This is a genomic window from Zunongwangia sp. L-65 (assembly GCF_056859415.1).
This window is the reverse complement of record NZ_JBSXOK010000019.1, coordinates 1-21,955: the sequence shown is the minus strand read 5'-3', so window position 1 is coordinate 21,955 and position 21,955 is coordinate 1. Positions and strand designations below refer to the sequence as shown.

Here is a 21,955-nt window from a genome sequence, read left to right as displayed (position 1 = left end):
AAAGAAAATCTTTTTCCAGTAAAATTAGATATTACTTCGGATACAGCTGTAAAGAAAGCTATTGATGAAAGTATTGAAAAACTAGGGCGTATCGATGTAGTAGTCAATAATGCTGGTTATAGCTTGGTGGGAAGTATGGAGGAAATGACTGATGCAGAGTTTCGGGCAACTATGGATGTGAATCTTTTTGGGACTGTTAATATCATCCGGAACATGATGCCTCATTTGCGTAAGCAGCAAAGCGGACACATCATTAATATTTCTTCCAATGCGGGGTATATTGGCTTTGAAAAGGCGGCAAGTTATAATGCAGCTAAATTTGCGCTTATCGGAATTTCCGAAGCTTTAGCTCAAGAGGTAATAAATTTCGGGATAAAAGTAACGGTAGTTGCACCTGGACAATTTAGAACAGAATTTATGAATTCCATCAACTATGTAAAGAACCGTATTGAAGTGTATGGTGTAGATGAAGCTGAAAAGATGTGGACTAAATTCAGTGGGACACAGCCCGGAGATCCCGACAAACTATCAAAAATATTAGTTCAAATAAGTGAAATGGAACAGCCACCTCTTCATTTACTTTTAGGGCCGGACACTTATGAGCTGGTTACCCAAAAAAGAGCGGAGGAAGATGCAGAATTTGAAAAATGGAAATCTTTGACGTTATCTACCGATTTTGATTAAATAAGAAACGTAAATTCTATTTTTTATAAATTTGTTTTCAATGAAACCTTACACAATTCAGTCAATCCGAGATCTGCATCAACTTTTAGAGTTGCCGAAACCGAAGCACCCATTAATTAGTTTAATTGATTTTTCTACCATTAAGTGTTATGATGATGAAAAATTAGAGGCGGTTACTTACGGATTTTATTGCATAGCAATCAAAAAGAATTTTAAAGGTAAAATGAGATATGGCCAGCAGCACTTTGATTTTGATGATGGTATTATGACATTTTATGCCCCGAATCAAGTGATCATTACAGAAATAAGGGATGATTGGGAGTTAGAAGGTCTTTGGCTAACTGTTCATCCCGATTTTTTACAGGGCTTTTCCTTGTCCAAAGATATCCGTAAATTTGGTTTTTTCTCTTATTCCCTAAATGAAGCTTTACATTTATCTACTGATGAAGAAAAAACCGTTAATCAATTACTATTGGATATTTCAAAGGAAAGTCAATTTTCAATAGATACATTTTCACATTCAATTATTATAAAACAAATAGAGTTATTGCTGAATTATTCTAACCGGTTTTATCATCGCCAATTCTTAACCCGAAAACAGGCCGATAGCGGTTTATTGTCCGATTTTGAAGATTTGTTAGAAGATTATTTCAACCAAAACCTCACAGAAACGGAGGGTATTCCCGGTGTCTCCTATTTAGCTGCAAGACTAAATCTGTCTCCCAATTACCTAAGCGATATGTTACGCAGTATAACGGGACAAAGTGCCCAGCAACATATCCAACAAAAGTTAATCGAGAAAGCTAAGGAGAAATTATCCACTACTAAATTATCAGTTAGTGAAATAGCCTATTCATTGGGCTTTGAATATCCTCAATCGTTTCATAAATTATTTAAAAACAAAACCACTCTTTCTCCATTAGAGTATCGCCAGTCCTATAATTAAAACTTTGTACAAAGTAGTACAGGAAATTTCATCATTAATCAATAGAAATGTTTCATACTACACTTAAATATTCAAGAATAAATTTTGCTCTTTTTAAAACTGTAATTTTAGGCAATTCAACCAATTTATATCCCAAGAAAGAATAGGTTTCCTTTATTATATGATACGTGGAAACTACTTCTGCAAAAGTCTGTTTTCGCTCGGCATCATTAACATAAATTGATTTCCAAGGTGGGGTGATAAAAATCTTAGGATAGTATCGCTTTTCTTTCGCTGCCTGCAACATCGTTTCAGGAATGGAAATATTGCAAAGTTTTAGATATCCAATGACATCCGGGATACCACGGTCAAAAAATGTTAATCCACACTTCTCCGATACATTTTGAAAATCTTTGAGGGATTGCTGAAACATAGCCATTGCAAATCCTTTTTTGTCAAGCCACGGTAAACGATTTCCATCTGTTTTAAGTTCTTTTTGGATAATGTTTCTACCTGTTTCTTCAACTGAATTATATCCTATATCTGAAAGTTGTTCTATCACGGATGTCTTTCCCATTCCGGGACCTCCTGTAATAATGATAGCGTTTGATTTGTTTTCCATAGTTCTAATAATTACCTCCTTCATATTTTGATGAGGATGATTTCTTTTACTCTTAATACTTTTGTTATGAATGTTGAATGATTTAAAAACGTGTGATTATGTTGACAACGAATGATGTAGCCAAAGTTTATGATACGATCTTAAGTATCCCTGGCATGAATGACACAGTGAAGATTGATTTAAGAATCTCACGGAAAAATGTGCTATTACTAAACCATGTAATTGAGCGTGGATTACTAGTGAAAGATGATGAGAAAAACGAAGGACTTTTATCCAATATCCCTGATGAAAATCTGGAAGAATTGAAAATTATTGCCGGTCAATATCTCGAAAAAGCCGGACTTATTGAACTCAAAGAAAAGTTGAATGAGTTAGGAAATGGGAAGTAACGTATTCAGGCTGGTTATTCGGTTATCCAGCCTTCTTCTTTTCTGATATTTTGGACCTTGTTTGCTATGAGCCAATCTTCAAATAATGAATCGTTAATAGGAGTAAATTTAATAAATTCTCCTGAGGATAGCATTAAGGTAAAATCTTTTGCTACGGTAATGTATTTAAGAAGCTGGGAAGCTGAATAATGAAATCCGGTAAAATGTTTGGCGGTGGTTTTCATGTCAATACTATTTTTAATTAATGCCGCCTGATAAAAATAGCGAAGGCAGCAACTTATAGCACTGAGGTCTTAGGAAACTCAACAATAAGTGCGCCCACGCAGTAGCATGAGCATTCTTCACTTGTTGTCCAGCTGTTATCGCAAGTTCCCAACTTTCAGTACGGACTCGAAGCAAAACGCTTTAAGAATATTCTAACTAAGATAGCTGTTTCAGGCTTAGATGAAAAGGAAAATTTATACTTAATTATCTGAGCTATTTTGAAATAAAAATCTTCTAAGAATAAATAAATTAATGAAAATAAAAATACCCTCCAATTTAAGATTAATTTAAACGATCCAGGATTTTTATCATTTCGAAAAGGGTACCTCTAGGCTCAATTTTCCCGTCTTCCCAATCTTTAATTTCTTCAACAACCCTACTACCCGAATATACTGTCTTGATTTCTCCACTAAACGAAAATTCCTTTTCTCCTTTTTTATTAAATAGCATATTTAAAGTTTCACAGCATTTGTCTGCGGTCTGCTGAGTATCAAAAATCAGGCTGGTCAAACGCTGTTTTTTGTAATAAATAGTCAATTCTGCAACCGTTTTTTTATCTTGTTCCATATTAATTCTATTAAAATTTAACCTTTGCAGTTATAGTTAAAAAAAGGAATATTATATGCAAGGCTTTACGATTCATAGCATCTCTTTCTTAACCAAAAATACAAACAATTGAATAGTGGTTTTTACTTTATATTGCTTCCGTAATTTTGCTAGTAGTTTCTCGATGGTACTTAAAGATGTGGCAGAATAGCCATTTTTTTTGAGTTCTTGGCTTACTTCTTTTTGGGTATACCCTTTAGCTAATAGTTTCACAACCTTGTATTCTTTTTTATCCATCGTAATTGGATTATTTATTCTCTATTTTCACTATTACCTCCCCTAGCCTAACGACTAATATTAAAATGCTTAAATATTAAACTAACCTACAAAGTGGCTAAGCGACAATCCAGATACTCGTTTAGTCAAAAGAAAGTTTATATTTGATTTTATGAACCACACGAAGATTTAGTTATTCGCAAACATTATTTTTCTTTTTAAATTCAGTCCATTCATTTTCAAAATATTCTTTTGCAACTTCTGTAATTCCAAATTCTCTAAAATCATCAAGAGTCAAATTGTTATCAGTCCAATAACCATAGTTATTGCGCAAAGGCATTGCTACAATTGAACATCCATTTTTATCAAATCCAATTTCCCGCCAGACTGCTTTTTCGATTTGATTGTATTCTACTAACCAACTGTCGACCTTTTTAATTAGCGTCTCGAAATTAGGGTTAGCCTTGGGGAAAATAGTTGATAGAATTTTGACTACAGCTTTTTCAAATCGACTTGATTGAGAAACAGGTTCACTTCTTGGGTCTTTAAATTTTATGTAACTGAATTGGTCCATTGCTTACTAATATATGCAATTAATAGCCAAATTAGTCCGCCAAAAAACCCGAAAACATCTACAATAAGGAAAATTTTATTTGTTGGGTATGGTCTGCACCAGTCGAAGCAATTGTATTTAAAAACCACCCAAGGATTATTAGTCCGAGAGCATGAGACGAACTTACCGGCTTAATCTTTACTTACTTGATTACTAAAATTAAAATTTTTCTGGAATACCTGGAATTTGAGATGAATAGCTCATGTGTATTTTTTTTGTTCTAACTTTTCTTCAAAGCACTATTATAAAGAATCTTATAAAAGATAAATGCAATTGGCATTAAACAAATTAAACTAATAGTCCATAAGGTCGAAATTTGATCAGTATTAATAACTTTCAGTTCAGTGGTAAAAATTAATGTTGCAGCGATGGAAAAGAAAAGTAGAATCTCTTTTTCAAAGCTAATCTTTTGCTTTTCTTGGGTTCTCATTCTTCTTAAAATTTCATCATTAAAATCTACCTTGTCAATTTTAATAATTTCATTTTTTAGCTGGTTTCTAAACTTCTTATTTTTCATTAAATTTTTCTTTCATTTTTAATCTCGCTCGATGTAATATTACTTTAATATTTGCTTTAGAGAAATTGGTGATTTTAGAAATATCTTTAATCTTCTTTTCTTCTAAATAAAATAAAGTCACCACAAGAAATTCACTTTTAGATAAAACTTCCATTAGTTTTCCTATTGTTCTATTAACATCATTATTTTCATCTTCTTGTTCCAGACTTACATATTGGGGTACATAATCTACAGATTGATTGGATCTTTTAATATGTTTTAAGCATTCTCTATAAATAATTGTATATAACCAAGTTGAAAATTTTGATTCATTTCGGAAACTTTTTATAGAGTTCAAAACTATAACGAAACAGTCCTGAACTGTATCTTCTGAATCTTGTATGTTCTTTAGGTATTTAAAAGCTATTGAGAATGCTAAATCTTTATGCTTGTTAATTAATGCATTTAAAGCGTGTTTATCTCCTTTCTGCGCTTTTCTAATTAACTCTTTTGACATCGAAAAGAGTTATTTATTTCTCACTATTGAGTAGAAAGTAAGTGAGCCCAATCCAAAAAATAGTAGGAGCATTGAAGAATATAGAACGAATGAATTCAAATCTGTATTTTTCTCGAGAATATGTGCTGTAAAGATTCCCAATGCTAACGATATACCAATTATTCCTTTAGCCAAATTTCCGAATTTCATCTTTTCAATAGAATCTAATTGGATCAAACTTTCTCCTTTTTTAATTAATTCCATCTTCTGCTTATGTTGCGTCCAAAAATAGAAGATAATAACGATTGCAGTTATTAAGATGATTGGTGGGTAAGGAAATTCTAACGGTAAAATAGATAGTGTAACCATGATTTAAAATTTATGTTTTCTTTTTAGAGAAAATTATTTTAAAAAGGTTACAAAACGAAAAACTAAATAAAAAAATTAACATATAGCCTATTAGGGAGGTATTATTCCTACAATTGTTTTGGAAGCGCTTTGCCCGTAAAAACTCAATCTATATTCTCATGTCGCACTAGCCTAACGGCTACTATTAAAATGCTCAGGAAAAAATAAATTACCACTTAACGACAGTAAATAAAATCTTCATGTTAGGTCGTACCGACCACACGAAGACTTAGTTATTAGCCACAGTGATTATTTACTTATAAATATTTTCTAAACTCAACCAAGAGCCTTCGTTCAAGTTCCGGAAAACCATTATTGAAATATCTAAAAAAGTTTTCGGTATCGTTGAACTCAAATTTTTTATCTGAATCCTGGCCCAGGTTTTTATTCACACTGGTCAGAATAATATTATCATTTACATTCTTAAATAGTTCATCAAATAATTTGATAAAACCGTTTGAGAAATAGATTTTATTTTCTTCGACAGTTATTTTTATTTCTTTGTTTAATTCTACAACTTTCCAGTAAACTTGAATCCCTTCCTTTATCGTCGGTCCGACCTTAACTTTCGCTAATGAATGACCCATAGCCAAAAATTCTAATTGTCTTGACAATCTGGTAATATCGATATGCAGTTTTTTTATTATTTGAGCCCTCTCTTTATGAATAAAATCAAATTTTATTTCTTGCTTTTTTAAGTAAAAATTGAATATACTTTTCAGAATATATCCAATTGCTAAAATTAATATTGTCAGTTGAGACCAATATTCTACAATAAAGTTCAAGATGCTCATTTAAAGTTTTTCATTGTGGCTAACATACAGATAACCCAACCAATTGTCTTATATCCCATGTTTGTTAAAGTACTAATCTACCACATTTTTAATTGATTCTAAAGCATTTATAGCGACATCCCTATAAATTCGAATAGATTTTGTTGATAAGTTTAGCCGTAAAAAATCAACCTCGATTACTCTCAAAACTCCCCTAGCCTAACGGCTACTATTAAAATGCTCGCCAAAAATAAAGACCACATAACTGCCAATCAACAGGATCTTCATGTTAGGTCGTACCGACCACACGAAGACTCTTAGTTATTGGCATTAGTTATTTATTTCAATTTCTGGGTTTATTCCTTTATAATATTTAGAATTCATTATTTTAATTATCATCCTACTTGGTTTTTTCGGTAATGGTCCAATAATTATTTTATCTATTGAACCATTTCTTTTTAAACTAAAATCATTGTGACCGTCAAACTTGGCAGTTTCACAAATCGTATTTCCATTTTGATCTTTAAATTCCCAGCGATTTATATATTTTCCATACAAAGAATGAGGGTTTGAAGTAATAATTTTGCTTAATGTAAAAGTTTCTGATTCCGAGATTGCTCCAAGAAGATTAATGTCAATTTCAGCTCTAACGTAGAAAGCATCTTCTTTTTCCACGCAATTTATTCCACGATTCCAATTTTCAGGATAACAACAGCATTTTGTAAAAATCATATCCTCTTTTTCTAAATCAGTTAGTTCTGTGTAATTTGAAAGAGTTGCTTTAATAATTGTATCGGCAGGATTTATCGGTTTTTTCTTTTCTTTTTCTACACAGCAAAAAAATATAAAAATAGGGATTAAGAAAATTATTTTTTTCATTTGCGTTTCGTTCGTCATAATTAAGGTCAACGGGTTTGTATAACAATCAGTTGCGGGTTGGTTTGAAACTAAGATAGCTAAAATTACTGACATTTATACTTGCGCGGTTGTGTCCGCAGGACACAAAGCCGCAATTGTTGTTAGCAGTAATCGAGTATCTTTAAGATTCACCAAAATATTAAAGAAATGGAAACTCAAATTACTGCCAGACCAAAGTTATTCATAGGGATTGATATCCACAAGCGTAGTTGGAAAATACATTGTAGTACAGATTTATTTGGAGGTAAATCTTTCACGATGCCCCCCATAGCTGAGAAGTTATATGAATATGTTCAGAAACATTTTCCGCATTATGAGGTAAGTACAGCCTATGAAGCTGGTTGTTGTGGTTACTCCGCTCACCGGAGTTTTGAGGCCTATGGATGGAAATCACTTGTGGTAAATCCAGCAGATATTCATCGAAAGGGAAAAGAGAAGTATACTAAAACAGACCGCATAGATGCTCAGTTGATTAGTCGAGAACTTAAAGATGGTCGTTTAGAAAGTATAGTGGTTCCAGATGCTGAGCGTGAGGAGTTACGTAGTCTTTTTCGTCGTCGTATTGAACTGACCAAAGATTTTCGAAGGATCAAAAGTAAGATAAAAATGCAGTTGCTTTATTTTGGGGTAAAAGTTCCTGAAGAGTTTGATAATGATCATTGGAGTCATGCTTTTCGTCATTGGATAGATGATCTATTGTTTAATTACAGTACAGGTTCATCAACGATGTCAAGTAGAATGAGAAGTTTCCGTTTTATAGATAAGGAACTTCGTGATATCTCAAGCGAGTTGCGAGCTTATTGTCGTAAGCATTATAAAGAAGATTACTACTTATTACGCAGTGTGCCGGGAATAGGAGGAATAGTAGCAGTTGGGATCTTATCTGAACTAGGAGATTTAAGACGCTTTAATAGTTTAAAACATTTAGCCGGTTATATTGGCCTTGCGCCAGGCATATATGAGAGTGGAGGCCATTCAAAATCATTAGGGATGAATCCCAGATGTCATCGATTGATTCGTTCCTATTTTGTAGAAGCCTCGTGGCAAGCTATACGGACAGATCCTGTTATTCAGGAGTATTATCGCAAGCATATAGGAAAAGATAGCAGAAAGATTATCGTAAAGGTTGCCCATAAATTACTGAGCCGAACCCTCTCGGTAATAAAGACAGGCAATCCTTATGAAATCGGAATTTTATCATAATAAAAACAATAGCTAAGCTCAAAACATAACAGGCCTGTATCACACAACAACGTAGGTGGCCATTGCGGATCACATTTTGTTAGCAAGTGAACAGGCTTATTTAACCAATCATAGTGATGCTGGTGGCAGGAGACGAACTTGACCACAAATAGGATGCTGAGCGGGTTATTTTGTATTGATTTTTCATTGAAGCAGAGCTTCAACAAAAACTCAATACGTTAAAAAGTAAATGGATATGAGATAAATGGAAATTAAATATTATTTTTAGAGAACTAGATTATTGCTTTTCATAGGATACGGTGTTGGCACAAGTTATTTTTACTCCATTTTTTGAAAATGGATATCTATTTCCGACTTTAAATTGGAAATTGTTTCTGTTGTTATTGTCATTATTTCCTCTTTATTCAATTTACCTAATTTATGAGATATTAAAATTCTTTCTTCCTCATCGCCCATAAATTCAACATTTCCATCATTTAGCGTAATATAAAGTAAGCTTAATTCTTTTTCTGCCTTGACATATGAATTCATTTTTATCAATTGCTCTATCAAATCCGAATACTTAGAATTGATACTTTTAGGAAAAATATATTTCTTTTGTGAGAAGTTATAAAAAACTTCATTAAATGACTTTCCCCAATTTTCTGCTAATTTGCTAATTCGTTCTGGAGAAGCCTCCTTTTTATTTAATTCTGATTTGAGTTTAACCGTGTTTATTTGTAAATCGGCCAGCATTGGATAAATTTCGCTTAATGCTTCTATTTGTAATTGATTGTATTTAGAAAATTTAATTTCTGACTTCTTTAATTCGTTTTTTAGCTTTTCAATTTTTTTTGAAACTAAAAATGATTGAAGGACTTGTAATATAGCGATAATTATTGTGAATAAAATTAAAATAATTAGATGATACTCTTTAAAATCTGAAAAGTATTCCTCTAAAGCGCTTTTTATTAATTCATCCATAATAATATATGTAAGATTTTAATTTGTGCCAACATACGGATAACACAACAATTTGTGTTATACCCATTTTAGTTAAAACACTAATCTAAAGGATTTTTAATTGCTTTAAAAGCATTTATAGCCACTTACATAAAATTCCAGTAGTTTTTTTGGATTGATGCCCGTAAAAACTCAACCTGGATTACTCTCAAATCTCCCCTAGCCTAACGGCTACTATTAAAATGCTCTCCAAAAAAATAAGCCACCTCTTAACTCCAGTCAACAGAATCTTAATGTTAGGTCGTACCGACCACGCGAAGACTTAGTTATTGTGCATAGTTTTTATTGGTTACGCTTTTGTCTTTGATATTCTCTAATTTGTTTTGCTCCAGGTCGCAATTGAACAATATGGTCATCAAATTTTAAATATTTTGATTTGGAGTGCATTTTGACTTTTTGCAATTCTAAATTTATTCTGATATCCTTGATACCAAAAAATAAGATTTCTTCCTTTTCTTCTTTTTCAATCTTGGGTTTAAAAACGTCTGAATAAACTTGATTCGGCTTTTCAAATTTTGAGGATTTCTGAGCTAGAGAATCTAAATATAATTTGTTAGTATTATGATTAAAAAATACATTCTGAGTAGCATTTAAAAACTGTAATATATTTAAGTTATCGATGCTTTTTGTGTCGGTAATAGAAACAATTTTCTCTTTTTTATTACCTACCTTATAGATATTGGAATCGTAAAATATCAAAGTATACATTTCATCTACAGGAATAAACCATTGCGCTCCAATATTGCCAAAACCGTTATGGCTTCCAAATCTCCATTTTCTACTTTCCAAGAATTGATTATATTTTATTAATGGATTATCTGAAGTTACAAACGGATTTTGGGTTTCATTTTTTAGTAATTTATATTCTAAATCCATACAAATTGCGATCAGGTCTCTAGCTTTGACTATCATTCTAAGAAAACTAATATCTCCTTTTTCTACTTCTTCTAACTCCTTTATTGTTTTAAGATCTGGGTTTTCTGAATTTTTTAAATGCTCAATAAATAACTTAGTAGTTCCTTCATAATGTGCTTTTCTATTGGGATTTCTCATATCCAAAAGGATTAAAAAATGCAATACACTAACTTGATCTTGAGAAAATTTTTCAGGTAGAATCTGATGATTTTTTATTTTCAAGAATATAGGAGCCAAAATAGATTCTATATTTCCCAAAAAATCTTCTATCAATCCATCTTTACCATAGAAAAATTTTTTAGATGCTTGAGTTTTTAATTTAGCTTTTTGTACAAATATTCCTTTATCGATATTAAAAACTCCGATTTCCTTCTGATTATCTTGGTATGAAAAGTACCTCAATAAAAATTTGGGTATATAATGTTGATTTTGTTTGCACGTTCTTTTCAATTTGGACGATTAGTTTTGTTTAAAAATTAGCACAACGTGATGTATATGACAAGTAGCGTACAAGTTAGCGAATACCTTTCCGCCACACCACAAGCCAAAACTTTTGTATTTTATTTTTATCTTTTTTATTCAAAAATCCAAATCAAAAGATTTGGCGATTGACCAAATATACCAAAATTTCCGTTTTAGAAAAGATGTAGCTATTTGTTATATACGGTGTTGCCAACCGTTATTTATTTCAATTCAAGTTTGTCAATTCTATTTCCGACTGTAAAATTTTTCATTTCATTTTCAAGATTATCAAACTCTACTTTTTTTACTTTCTTTACAATTTCTCCGTTTTGTAATAAAAATATTTCATCGCAAGTATCTGCTAGAGTCGAAAATATGTGAGAAGAAATTATAATTGTTTTTTCTAATTCTTTAAACCTGTTTATAATTTCTGTTATCAATAAATTACTTTGTATATCAACGCCATTAAATGGCTCATCCAGAATAAATATATCGTTTTGTTGTAAAAGAATAGCGGTTAAAGCCAATTTCTTTTTCATTCCAGTAGAGTAGGTTGAAGCATATTGGTTTAGTGGTAAATCAAATATATTTTTATTCTCAATATTTGATAATTTGAGGTGTCTTGCATTTGCAAGTAATCGAATATATTCTTTTCCAGTGATTTTTGAAAAAAAGAAAGGTTCTGTTAATAAAAGTCCTAAATGGTCTTTAAGTTTTCTAAAATCTGATTTTATAATTCCGTTGTAACTTTCAAGTCCCGAAATACATTTAAATAGCGTCGTTTTTCCCGCTCCATTTTCACCAACAATTCCATATACCTTCCCTTTCTCAAACTCTAAGTTTATAGCATTTAGAACTTGGTTTTTACCATAAAATTTTGACAGATTTTCAATTTTAATCATTTAAAACCGTATTTAATTTTTTGATAGATTGGGAATAAAAAAGAGGAGTGAATACTAAAAGTATTGGCGGAAATATAAAACTTGTTGCAATTAAAATACCTTGTGATATATTCATTTGATTAGGGAAAGACGAATATTTTGCAAAAATAATTGTCGCTAAATAAACATAACATAAAAGAAGAAAAACAATTAAAATACTTATTTGGTTAGAAAACATAATGCCTAAAGTAATTATAACCGGCAAACTTAAAAGTGAAAAATATATTAAACACGTTTTCGTTTTTTCTAATAAAAATTCTTTTGAAGATAAATTGTAGTTCCACACAAAATATTCATTTTCAGTTTTTGAATAATAGGAAAAACAAATTAGTCCGATTAATAACATTGAGAATACGCCAAGATTAAAATTTCCAACTGATACTGAAATATAAGTTAAGAAATAAGCTATTGGGAAAATATAATACGTTTTTCTAAATCCAACCGTAAATTCAAAAGGTTTCCTGCTGAATGGTGTTGGAATTGTAGTATTTAGATTTGTGCTGAAATTGACGAGGCTTATTATAATCACAAATAAATTTAATATTGCAGGAAACGAAAATTGGTATTTACAAATTAAAAAAAGAGTAAAAGGTAAACAATAGATAAGATTTTCTACAGCTCGTAATTTTCTGTATTTATTTATGTTAAATATTGATTTGAGAAAATCGTTTCTTTTAGGTTCACTTAATTTTGAAACAAAACTTATTGCAAACAGTCCATAAACATAACTAGCAAACTCTGTTTTATTAAATAAGTAGTTAGACAACAAAATAAAAACAAGTGGTAAAAGTATATATCCAATCAACAGTGGGATTCCCAAATCAATCATTTTCCTGTTTATCATTTTAAATTGAAGCTGGAAATATTCTTTCATTCTCAATTTTGAATTAATGGTTGGCAACTCGTTATATCCATATAAAAATAATCATTTATTATATTTATTTTCTGGATATCAACACTATAAAGATATTTTTTTCTATATACAAACAATACGGTTTACCGTAAAATAAAAAAAAAGGTAATTAGGAATAGTAAAAATCAAAAACTCTGTAGATTACTATTTAATCTTCTTATTAAAGGCTCTTAGAAAATAGATCCGTTTCAGGTTAGTTAATTGAAGAATATTAAATAGACAATATAGAATAACCGTATACCTATGGATGTTGCCAAAATAAGAAATACAAAAAATAAGTAAATTACTTCGGTTTATTTATTAATCTTCACTTCTGGAAACATTTCCTCAACTTCCTTAAAGAATTGAGATAAATTCATGTTTTCAGCTTCGCAAATATTTATAATTGTATCGATACTTGTTCTATAGCTTTTTCTCTCCTTAATTAATCGAACAGTTTTCTCATTTATATTATGTTCGTCGGCAAAAGCGCTATTATTCTCCACTTTACCAATCCATTTTTCATATAAAAATTCGACTATTTTGAGATTTCGATCCACCATTTATACAAAAAAAATGAAACCTCAATAAAACTTCTCGGATTCAAATCCGAATATTAAATTTTTTTATTATATTTACTTCAAATTGATATATTTGCGAAACTTCTTAAAGTAAAAATATTAGAAGCATTCGCTTTGAATCTCGCATTAGAAAACTGGTAATTTTTATATGTGTACGAGAGGATAAGTATGGATGCCTACGACCCGGGCGTAGGATCATCGCTTATTTGTACACAGGTATACCAGTACCTCTAATGCATTAAGTTGAGCTCCACGCCCTTTTTTAATTTCGCAATATAGGTCGTCTCTCTTCATAATTTTCAAAGTGATTTTCTATAATTTTTAAGTCTCGCCATCCCAAAATATACAGTTTTGGTCATCACATCTTATGTCTAATCGTAAGCTTGTTGCGGGACAGGCTAAAATTTACATTATCCCGTGGGTGCTGTTAACCCTATTTTGTACAGTGTGGGTTGGGAAAGTCCTAAGGGCTTTGGGAACATTGTTACTATTGCAATTTCGGCTATAGGGAGCCGTCGTGCCCCCTACTCCTTCACAGAAGGGATAGGGACTATTTGAATTTAGCTTAGAAAAAGTACTTCCCCGTGAGATTGGCGTCTGGACGGGGAAGGCTTAAGCTTAAATAAAACATTGTTTCATTTAAATCACACGTAAAATTATGAAAAATAATTACCCGTGCCATATATTGGTGGCACTAATAATTATAGGCGGGATACTCTTGCTCCTGCCCAAAGCTGCACATGCAGCAATTACTACTCCCCTGCTCCTGCAACAACAAATTACCGGGACGGTAACAGATCAAAACGGCCTTCCTGTTCCGGGGGTGAGCATTATTTTAAAGGATACCAAACGGGGTGTGGTCACCAATTTAGACGGTGAATATCATATGACCGCTCCCGCAAACGCTACTTTGTTTTTTTCATATATCGGTTATAAAACCCGGGAAGTCCCCATAGACGGGCGAGAGGTAATCAACATCCAACTGGAAGAAGATATCGCCGCCCTGGGTGAAGTTCAAATCAATGCCGGCTATTATAATACTACCCGAAGGGAAAGCACGGGAAATATTGCGAGAGTCACGACCGAGGAAATAGAAAACCAGCCGGTCATTAGTCCGCTACAAGCCTTGCAGGGCAGAATGGCTGGGGTAGAGGTTACTTTGGGCGGCGCAAACCCCGGGGCGGCTGCAACCATAAGAATCAGGGGAACAAACAGCCTTCGGGAAGAAGGAAATTATCCTTTGTATATCATCGATGGCGTGCCTATAAGTTCCATCCCTACTGAAAGCAATTCCCTATTAAGTTCGTCTGGTATCGATCCTTTAAATAATCTAAATCCTTCAAATATAAAAAGCATCGAAGTTTTAAAGGATGCCGATGCTACAGCAATATACGGTTCCCGGGGTGCCAATGGGGTGGTACTTATAACCACCAAATCGGGAAACAATACTGGTACCGCTCTAGAAGCCAGAATCTATACCGCGATCTCTACCGTACCACGAAGATTAGATCTACTAACCACCCCACAGTATTTACAACTAAGAAAGCAAGCTTTTGAAAATGACGGGATAGAACCCACGGCAAATAATGCTTATGATTTACTGCTCTGGGACCAGGATCGCTATACCGACTGGCAGGATTTTGTATTTGGCGGTCAAGCACAAACGACCAATGCCAACCTTTCCTTTACAGGTGGCAGTGAAAATACCTCCTATAGGTTAGGAGGCTCTTATCTTCGGCAAGGAACTATTTATCCGGCAGATTATAATTATCATAAAATTACCGGGAATCTTAGCTTAAATCATTATTCGGAAGATCGAAAGTTCAATTTGGGAACTTCCATAAATTATGGAATTGATCATAATGAGCTGGCCGGCAACTTAAATTTAGGGCCTTCTGTTTTTTTGTTACCCCCTAATGCCCCCACCGTATTTAACCCGGACGGATCATTACACTGGGAAGATTGGAGTGCTGCCGGCATTCCCAACCCGTTAGAGGGCTATTTTAATGATAGCAATACACAAACCCGTAGTTTTATAGCCAATACCTATCTTTCTTATGAGGTTTTACAAGGGCTACAGTTAAAAACCAGTTTGGGGTACACCAATTATACCACAGACGAATTAAGAAAATTACCGGGAAGATCCTATAACCCGGCAGAGAATCCCCAAAACAGGTCTGCCCACTTAAACACCAGTAGGACCTCCTGGATAGTGGAGCCGCAAATTCTTTATCACTCCAAGTTTGGACATTTGGAAGGTGATTTTATACTGGGAGCAACATTACAGGCAGAAAACTCTTCTCGCGAGAGCTTGCAGGGAACGGGCTATGCCACAGAATCCCTTATAGGGAATCTGGCCGCAGCTGAAATGATCATCAATGCTCAAAGCGCAAGTACCCAATACCGCTATGCCGCTTTGTTCTCCCGGTTTGGTTTTAACTGGGATCAAAAATACTATGTAAATCTAACCGCAAGAAGGGATGGTTCCAGCCGTTTTGGCCCCAACAACAGGTTTTCTAATTTTGGTGCTGTAGGGGTAGCCTGGATTTTTACCGAAGAGCATTTTATTAAAAATCAGCTTCCCTTTTTATCCTTCGGAAAATTACGGGGCAGTTACGGAAGTACAGGAAATGACCAGATTGGTGATTATGGCTATTTAGATGCTTATGAAGCGACCAGGGGCCCCGGGGGATTATATCCCACCTCCCTTGCCAATCCAGACTATTCCTGGGAGGTAAACAAGAAATTAGAAGCCGGCGTGGAACTGGGCCTTTTAAATGATCGGATAAATTTTAGTTTCAGCTGGTACCGTAATCGTTCTTCCAATCAATTGGTAGGCTATCCCCTGCCCGCCATCACAGGATTTCAGACGGTACAGGCAAACCTTCCTGCTACTGTCGAGAACAGGGGGATTGAAGTGGAGTTTACCACCTACAATATTCGTCATAACAATTTTAGTTGGACAACCTCTTTTAACCTTAGCAGACAAAAAAATGAGCTTATTAGTTATCCGGAGATAGAACAATCTTCCTATGCCAATGTATATAAAGTAGGGTATCCGCTTAACATTGTTTTAAACTACAATTATACGGGAGTAGACCCGGAAACCGGTTTATACACTTTTCAAGATGTAAATGAAGACGGAAGGCTAGATATACAAGACAGAATAAATATTCAAGATCGTAACCGCGAATTCTTTGGAGGCATTAGCAATGCTATTACCTATAAAAATTTTCATCTTCAATTCCTCTGGGAGTTTGTAAAACAACCTGGTAGACTATCATATCTTAATGCCGGCCGCACAAGTAATATACTAGCTTTTTATCTAAGTGAGCCTAACTTGCAAATTCCCACTACTTCTTATCAGGGTAGCGTGGCATACAGCAATGCGCTAAATAGTTCGGTCTTTAACCAGGATGGTTCATTCCTACGCTTAAAAACCCTGGCCGCTTCTTACAACCTGGAAAAAATAGCCGGAAAACTAGGGCTTCAACAGTGCCAGTTATTTCTCAATGCTCAAAACCTTATCACGCTTACCTCTTATAAAGGCTTAGACCCGGAATCTCCGGTAGGCGGATCATCTATTGGTAATCTTCGTACCATCTCAGGAGGATTACAATTAAAATTTTAAAACCCAGTATATGAAATCGAATCGAACAATCGTAAAAATACTCCTTGCGCTAACTGTAGTGTTACATTTTGGCTGTGAGGATTTGGTATCTATAGATGTTCCTACCAATAAACTGGTACGAAGCCAGGTCTTTGATAGTGAGCAAACCGCTATTAGTGCCTTAACAGGTATTTACAACCAATTGTACCTGTCGGCTTTCTCAAACGGCTCCTGGAATAGCATTTCGGTGGTATCCGGTTTATCGTCAGATAATATCCAAAACATTAATACTTCCAATCTGGACAGGATGGAGTTTCAGGAACACCAAATTAATCCCGAAAACTCCTATAATCTGGAATTATGGTCCAGTGCCTATAATATCATTTATATGACCAATGCATGCCTGGAAGGACTGTACAATTCAGAGAAAATAAATCCTGATCTGGCCATTCAATTGGAAGGAGAAGCTCGTTTTGTGAGGGCTTTTACCTATTTTAATTTAGTGAACCTTTATGGATCAGTTCCCTTAATCCTTACCACAAACTATGAGCGTAATGCCCTTGCTGAAAAATCAAGTGTCGAAATAGTGTATCAACAGATTATTGATGATCTTGAATTTTCTTCTGAAGTTTTAAATCCCTCTTACCGCACTGGAGAAAGAATCACTGCAAATAAATTTGCCGCAACGGCGCTGTTGGCAAGGGTCTATTTATATAATGAAGAATGGCAAATGGCTGAAATGCTTAGTACTGAAGTGATAAACGAATCTTCCACTTATCAAATACTGGATAGTTTAAATACCGTATTTCTAGCGAACAGTCGTGAGGCCATCTGGCAAATTTCGCCCATTGGCGGCGGTGGGATAGCCACCAATACCAACGACGGAAACATTTTTGTTATTGATCCTGTCTTTTCCTTTTTTGCCAGTATACAACTGCGAGAAGGGCTTGTAAATACATTTCAGGAAGAAGATAAACGTCTTGCAAACTGGATTGGATATAACGAATCCCTAAACGCGTATTTCGCCCATAAATATAAAATACGCACCAGTTCCGATTTTCCAATTATAGAATATTCAATGGTGTTACGATTAGCAGAGCAATATTTAATAAGGGCCGAAGCAAGGGTATATCAAGGAAAATTGTCTGAAGCACAAAATGATTTAAATATCATCCGTGAACGGGCAGACTTGCCCCCCTTTGAAGCACAATCAGAAACAATGCTACTGGATGAACTATTTATCCAACGACAAAAAGAGCTTTTTACCGAGTGGGGCCATCGCTGGCTCGATCTTAAAAGAAGCAAAAGAGCGCAGGCTATTTTCGGGTCAGACCCATTATGGGATTCCGGTGATCTCTTATATCCCATTCCTACCCAGGAGCTTATTAAAAATCCAAATTTAACCCAGAATGATGGCTATTAAAAAATGTATATCTATCGCGATGATCCTAATCCTCAAACTTCATACCTGGGGGTTGGCTGCTCAATCCTTCCCCCTCAGGTAACTAATGATCCCATTCCATTAGACAACAGTGTGCGGTATGGAACCCTGGATAATGGCTTTACGTATTATATAAAGAAAACCCAAGAGCCTAAAAAGGAAGTCTATATGAAGCTTGCCGTCAAAGCAGGTTCCTTTTTCGAGACGCGATCCCAGGAAGGATATGCCCATCTTCTGGAACATGTAGCGCTATTTAATAAGAATCCAACTGATTTTCATGCCAGGGTAAAGTATCAAGGGATGATCCCTCGAGCCCAAACAGGACAAGTTGTTACGAAATACCAGATCGTTATCCCCGATGCTAATAATGAAAAAATAGCATTAGGATTAAATGCACTAAAATCCTGGGCAGCAGAAATAAAGTTTGATCAATCTCAGGTAGCTGTTCAACGGGGTGCCGTTCTGGGGGAAATGAGAACTAAGAATCCTTATCAGCAATGGCTGAATAAGAAGTATGGAGAAATACTATTACAAAATGTTGAATTTCCAATATACTCCAAGGAAAGATTGGTAAAAAAACTTAAACATTTCAACATGGGCCCATTAAAGAAATTCTATAAAGATTGGTATAGGCCTGATAGGCAAGCTGCGATTATCGTTGGGGATATAAATCTTGACAGTATTCAAATCTTGATTGAGAAAAATTTTTCGGATTTAAACAATCCAAAAAACCAGAAAGATGATGAAGATATTATAAAAAAATTCGCAATTGAGCTTAAAGGAAATAATCAGTATGCAACATTTAAAGACAGTATTGATCCCGGGAGAAGGTTAACGATGTTTATAAAGGAGAAAAATTACGATTACAATAAAATTTCAAAAAGGGACTATTACCATATGTTTTTGCAAAAAATGGTTAATTATATAGCGGAAAAGCGGTCTCAAAAATTTCAGAAACAGTATGATCCTCCTTTCTCTAATTATATAAAAAGGCATACCACATCTAATGGTTTTAAAGAACAGGTAGTAGTGTCGGCTATGGAGGTAAATTTAGATGATCATCCCACAGCTATTGATAAAAAGATTCATGCCGCCTTAACGGTATATAAATCATTATTTTCAGGAATAACAGATCATGAAGTACATGAAGCCAGGAAAACCCTAAAATCAGAATTTAGCATGGCTTACAACAACAATGTAAACCTTGCCGAGGCTTACCTTGACAATTTTACTCAAGGATCTGCCGTGCCTTCTACTAAAATCCAAACAGAACTTTATGATCTTTTATCTAATATAAAAGTAAACGAGGTACAGGAATTTGCTGATAAGAAGGCGAATCTACTTAAAAACAAGGACTTTATTTTCATTAATATCCCTCAAAATAATCTACCGGGCACAAAGAAAATGATAGACCTATTAAAAGAGATTTCTAATACGACTATCGCTTACAACCCTCCAATCCTTAACATGGAACTATCCGATGGTATTTTAAAATTTAGTGGTGGCAGTAATACTAAAGGTGATGCATCCACAAACCTAATAGGGGTTACCCGGGTTAAGTTAACTAATGGAATTGATGTATGGTTAAAGCCTTCCAAACCAAGATCAGAGGTATTTAAAAACCAAATAGAAATTTTGGGTTTTAAACCACTGGTTACCGGCCATAACAATAAAAATATACTATCGAAAATATTAGCACATTCTTATGCTTCTTACGCAGGGGCCGGAGGTTTTAATAAATTTCAGGTGGCTCACTATTTAGAAGAACATCATCTAAAACTCCACTTTGGAACGGATGACAACGACTTTGGTATCAAAGGAACATTTAAGGAGAAAAATTTGGAAGATTTTTTTAAATTATTTTTTCTAAAAATAGAGGAACCCGATAAGGATACGGCTGCCTTTACTTCCTGGAAAGAAAAAGAAAAAGCTTTACTTGCCATCAGGGGAGGATCGGATTTTTTTCGAGGGGAAATCAAAAAAATCTGGTATCCCGATGTCCCATCTGTTGACGAAAAAATTTTAGATACCATAAGCAGAAAACTTTTACTTAGTGGATATCAAAAACACTTCTCCAATTTTAAAAATTACACCTTTATTATAACCGGAGACTTCACTACTGACCTTCTGCTTAAAAAAGTACAGAAGTATTTTGCAGCTTTGCCTGTATCCCAAAAAGAAGATGATCTACCGCCTGTTTCAAAAGGGTTCAGTGTAGAAAAACGAAACGATACCATCAGACTTGAAAGATTAAATCAGGCTTTTGCAGAAATCTATTATCCTGTAAAGATCAAAACTCCGGTCGATAGCAAATCACAGGTGATATTAGATATCATTAATTCGGGTTTTAATGAACAGATCAATAAAAGGTTACGAATAGGATCGTATAGTCCACGGGCTAGTGGATACTGGCTGGATAAAAAAAAAGGGATATATACATTCTTCGTCAATTTTGATAGTGAATTGGGCAATGAACAACGTATGCTTAATTATGCAGAAGAAGAGGTTATGAAATTCCGAAAAACCGGGGTCGACCAGGATTGGTTGGATGCTACAATAAATTTAAAACTAAACGAATATCAGCGCAACATCAATAGTTTTGGCTATTTCAATTTCTGGCCAGATTACCTTAAAAAGGTCATTAAAAACAAAGAAAAACCAGAGGATTGGATATTGCAATATCCCTCGCTTTTAAAAAATTTCATATCCCTGGAAGAAGTCAATAAAGCTATTCAGAATTACCTTAGTACAGCATATCAGCAAACATTTCTTATCCTCCCAAAAGAAACGGTGTACTAGAGTCTTACAAATAGGCATTAAAAAAAGCACATTGGCAGTTTTTGCCAATGTGCTTTACTCCATTCCAACGTATACTAAGGTTGAATTAAAATGGGTTCCCCATCTACACTATCATCCTTTCGCGTATTCACGTCCATTTCATCATAGAGATCATAAATTGGTCCTTCTTCTCCAAATTGAACTCGACAGGTTGCATCGCCTCCCGTACATGCTTGCTCTGGGATGGCCTGCCAATTACCATTTACTAGAACATAATCCTGAGCTTGTACATTTGGTTCTGGATCGGTTTCACTTACAAGTGTTGTAAAGGACATGCCTAAAACAACAAGAAGCGCCATTGCTGGAATTAAAAATAACTTTTTCATGGTTTTAAGTTTTAATACATACCTACTCTTTGAAGGATTTTCGGCTTCTCCTACTTTCTGCGCAAAAAGATTTGTCATTCTTCTTTGATGGAAATTGAAAGTAGTTTCTATTAAAGGCTACGATCATTTACAAAAGTAAATTTCATCAAATAACCTCAAATAAAATGGTCGCTAAAGCCTAAAAGCTATTCTGTTATGATGATGACCAGAAATTTTCTATTCTGTATTGCGAAGGGGTCTTCCCGTATTGAAGCCTAAACTTCCTGGAAAAATGAGAGTGATCTTTAAAACCGCATTTTTGGCTAATGATAGAAATCGGTATTTCTGTAGTACG

Annotated in this window: 24 protein-coding genes; 7 read left to right on the top strand and 17 right to left on the bottom strand. The window is 34.2% G+C overall.

The genetic code is table 11. The features are described 5' to 3' along the window. Nucleotides 1-684, top strand: a 684-nt coding sequence (locus tag AC13DP_RS00785) for an SDR family NAD(P)-dependent oxidoreductase (protein WP_483067143.1), incomplete at its 5' end; no start/stop codon positions are given. Between the two features lie 40 nt (nt 685-724). Further along, the gene (locus AC13DP_RS00780; protein WP_347405872.1) at nt 725-1,630 is read left to right on the top strand and encodes a helix-turn-helix domain-containing protein; all 906 of its coding nucleotides are present in this window, start codon (nt 725-727) and stop codon (nt 1,628-1,630) included. Nucleotides 1,631-1,682: 52 nt separating this feature from the next. Here AC13DP_RS00780 and AC13DP_RS00775 read toward each other — a convergent pair whose 3' ends face one another. Next, entirely contained in the window at nt 1,683-2,255 is a 573-nt protein-coding gene (locus AC13DP_RS00775) for an AAA family ATPase (RefSeq protein ID WP_483067142.1), read from the bottom strand. Nucleotides 2,256-2,329: 74 nt separating this feature from the next. On the opposite strand from AC13DP_RS00775, the gene AC13DP_RS00770 reads away from it, so the two are divergent. After that, nucleotides 2,330-2,620 carry a hypothetical protein gene (locus AC13DP_RS00770; RefSeq protein WP_347405870.1) on the top strand — a complete coding sequence of 97 codons (291 nt, stop codon included), beginning with the start codon at nt 2,330-2,332 and terminating at the stop codon, nt 2,618-2,620. A 14-nt stretch (nt 2,621-2,634) separates the two neighbouring features. Here AC13DP_RS00770 and AC13DP_RS00765 read toward each other — a convergent pair whose 3' ends face one another. From AC13DP_RS00765 to AC13DP_RS00725, 9 genes are all read right to left on the bottom strand, one after another. After that, nucleotides 2,635-2,844: a hypothetical protein gene (locus tag AC13DP_RS00765; RefSeq protein WP_347405869.1), complete on the bottom strand. Its 210-nt coding sequence runs from the start codon at nt 2,842-2,844 to the stop codon at nt 2,635-2,637. A gap of 322 nt (nt 2,845-3,166) precedes the next feature. After that, nucleotides 3,167-3,451 carry a hypothetical protein gene (locus AC13DP_RS00760; protein ID WP_347405868.1) on the bottom strand — a complete coding sequence of 95 codons (285 nt, stop codon included), beginning with the start codon at nt 3,449-3,451 and terminating at the stop codon, nt 3,167-3,169. A gap of 72 nt (nt 3,452-3,523) precedes the next feature. Further along, nucleotides 3,524-3,727 (bottom strand): helix-turn-helix transcriptional regulator, encoded by a 204-nt coding sequence (locus tag AC13DP_RS00755; protein ID WP_347405867.1) that lies wholly within the window; start codon nt 3,725-3,727, stop codon nt 3,524-3,526. A gap of 172 nt (nt 3,728-3,899) precedes the next feature. Continuing rightward, nucleotides 3,900-4,280 (bottom strand): hypothetical protein, encoded by a 381-nt coding sequence (locus tag AC13DP_RS00750; protein ID WP_347405866.1) that lies wholly within the window; start codon nt 4,278-4,280, stop codon nt 3,900-3,902. Between the two features lie 259 nt (nt 4,281-4,539). Continuing rightward, complete coding sequence (locus tag AC13DP_RS00745; RefSeq protein WP_347405865.1) at nt 4,540-4,836, bottom strand: hypothetical protein; 297 nt, start codon at nt 4,834-4,836, stop codon at nt 4,540-4,542. Beyond that, nucleotides 4,826-5,332: an RNA polymerase sigma factor gene (locus AC13DP_RS00740; protein WP_347405864.1), complete on the bottom strand. Its 507-nt coding sequence runs from the start codon at nt 5,330-5,332 to the stop codon at nt 4,826-4,828. The genes AC13DP_RS00745 and AC13DP_RS00740 overlap by 11 nt, the downstream gene beginning before the upstream one ends. Nucleotides 5,333-5,341: 9 nt before the next feature. After that, complete coding sequence (locus AC13DP_RS00735; RefSeq protein ID WP_483067141.1) at nt 5,342-5,680, bottom strand: DUF6249 domain-containing protein; 339 nt, start codon at nt 5,678-5,680, stop codon at nt 5,342-5,344. A gap of 296 nt (nt 5,681-5,976) precedes the next feature. After that, nucleotides 5,977-6,513, bottom strand: coding sequence for a hypothetical protein (locus AC13DP_RS00730; protein ID WP_483067140.1), 537 nt, complete (start codon nt 6,511-6,513; stop codon nt 5,977-5,979). A gap of 309 nt (nt 6,514-6,822) precedes the next feature. Further along, complete coding sequence (locus AC13DP_RS00725) at nt 6,823-7,464, bottom strand: hypothetical protein (RefSeq protein ID WP_483067139.1); 642 nt, start codon at nt 7,462-7,464, stop codon at nt 6,823-6,825. Between the two features lie 93 nt (nt 7,465-7,557). Between AC13DP_RS00725 and AC13DP_RS00720 the strand changes: the two genes are divergently transcribed. Continuing rightward, nucleotides 7,558-8,613 (top strand): IS110 family RNA-guided transposase, encoded by a 1,056-nt coding sequence (locus AC13DP_RS00720; protein WP_483067138.1) that lies wholly within the window; start codon nt 7,558-7,560, stop codon nt 8,611-8,613. A 318-nt stretch (nt 8,614-8,931) separates the two neighbouring features. Here the strand turns inward: AC13DP_RS00720 and AC13DP_RS00715 are convergent, their stop codons facing one another. The 5 genes from AC13DP_RS00715 to AC13DP_RS00695 form a co-directional block, all read right to left on the bottom strand. Continuing rightward, nucleotides 8,932-9,576 carry a hypothetical protein gene (locus AC13DP_RS00715; protein WP_483067137.1) on the bottom strand — a complete coding sequence of 215 codons (645 nt, stop codon included), beginning with the start codon at nt 9,574-9,576 and terminating at the stop codon, nt 8,932-8,934. A gap of 321 nt (nt 9,577-9,897) precedes the next feature. Next, nucleotides 9,898-10,980 carry a DUF4238 domain-containing protein gene (locus AC13DP_RS00710; protein ID WP_483067136.1) on the bottom strand — a complete coding sequence of 361 codons (1,083 nt, stop codon included), beginning with the start codon at nt 10,978-10,980 and terminating at the stop codon, nt 9,898-9,900. 233 nt (nt 10,981-11,213) lie between these two features. Next, entirely contained in the window at nt 11,214-11,894 is a 681-nt protein-coding gene (locus AC13DP_RS00705) for an ABC transporter ATP-binding protein (RefSeq protein WP_483067135.1), read from the bottom strand. Continuing rightward, nucleotides 11,887-12,807 carry an ABC transporter permease gene (locus AC13DP_RS00700; protein WP_483067134.1) on the bottom strand — a complete coding sequence of 307 codons (921 nt, stop codon included), beginning with the start codon at nt 12,805-12,807 and terminating at the stop codon, nt 11,887-11,889. The genes AC13DP_RS00705 and AC13DP_RS00700 overlap by 8 nt, the downstream gene beginning before the upstream one ends. A 332-nt stretch (nt 12,808-13,139) precedes the next feature. Continuing rightward, nucleotides 13,140-13,388 (bottom strand): hypothetical protein, encoded by a 249-nt coding sequence (locus tag AC13DP_RS00695; RefSeq protein WP_249601887.1) that lies wholly within the window; start codon nt 13,386-13,388, stop codon nt 13,140-13,142. Between the two features lie 676 nt (nt 13,389-14,064). Here AC13DP_RS00695 and AC13DP_RS00690 point away from each other — a divergent pair. Genes AC13DP_RS00690 through AC13DP_RS00680 form a run of 3 tightly spaced genes read left to right on the top strand, consistent with a single transcriptional unit; the run spans nt 14,065 to nt 21,256 of the window. Beyond that, on the top strand, nt 14,065-17,037 hold the full coding sequence (locus AC13DP_RS00690; protein WP_483067133.1) for a SusC/RagA family TonB-linked outer membrane protein: 2,973 nt from the start codon (nt 14,065-14,067) through the stop codon (nt 17,035-17,037). A gap of 10 nt (nt 17,038-17,047) precedes the next feature. Next, nucleotides 17,048-18,439 carry a RagB/SusD family nutrient uptake outer membrane protein gene (locus AC13DP_RS00685; protein ID WP_483067132.1) on the top strand — a complete coding sequence of 464 codons (1,392 nt, stop codon included), beginning with the start codon at nt 17,048-17,050 and terminating at the stop codon, nt 18,437-18,439. A 3-nt stretch (nt 18,440-18,442) separates the two neighbouring features. Then, complete coding sequence (locus AC13DP_RS00680; RefSeq protein ID WP_483067131.1) at nt 18,443-21,256, top strand: M16 family metallopeptidase; 2,814 nt, start codon at nt 18,443-18,445, stop codon at nt 21,254-21,256. A gap of 74 nt (nt 21,257-21,330) precedes the next feature. Here AC13DP_RS00680 and AC13DP_RS00675 read toward each other — a convergent pair whose 3' ends face one another. Beyond that, nucleotides 21,331-21,699 (bottom strand): DUF6520 family protein, encoded by a 369-nt coding sequence (locus tag AC13DP_RS00675; protein WP_483067130.1) that lies wholly within the window; start codon nt 21,697-21,699, stop codon nt 21,331-21,333. Between the two features lie 115 nt (nt 21,700-21,814). After that, nucleotides 21,815-21,943 carry an AraC family transcriptional regulator gene (locus tag AC13DP_RS00670; protein ID WP_483067144.1) on the bottom strand — a complete coding sequence of 43 codons (129 nt, stop codon included), beginning with the start codon at nt 21,941-21,943 and terminating at the stop codon, nt 21,815-21,817. Nucleotides 21,944-21,955: the final 12 nt, after the last annotated feature.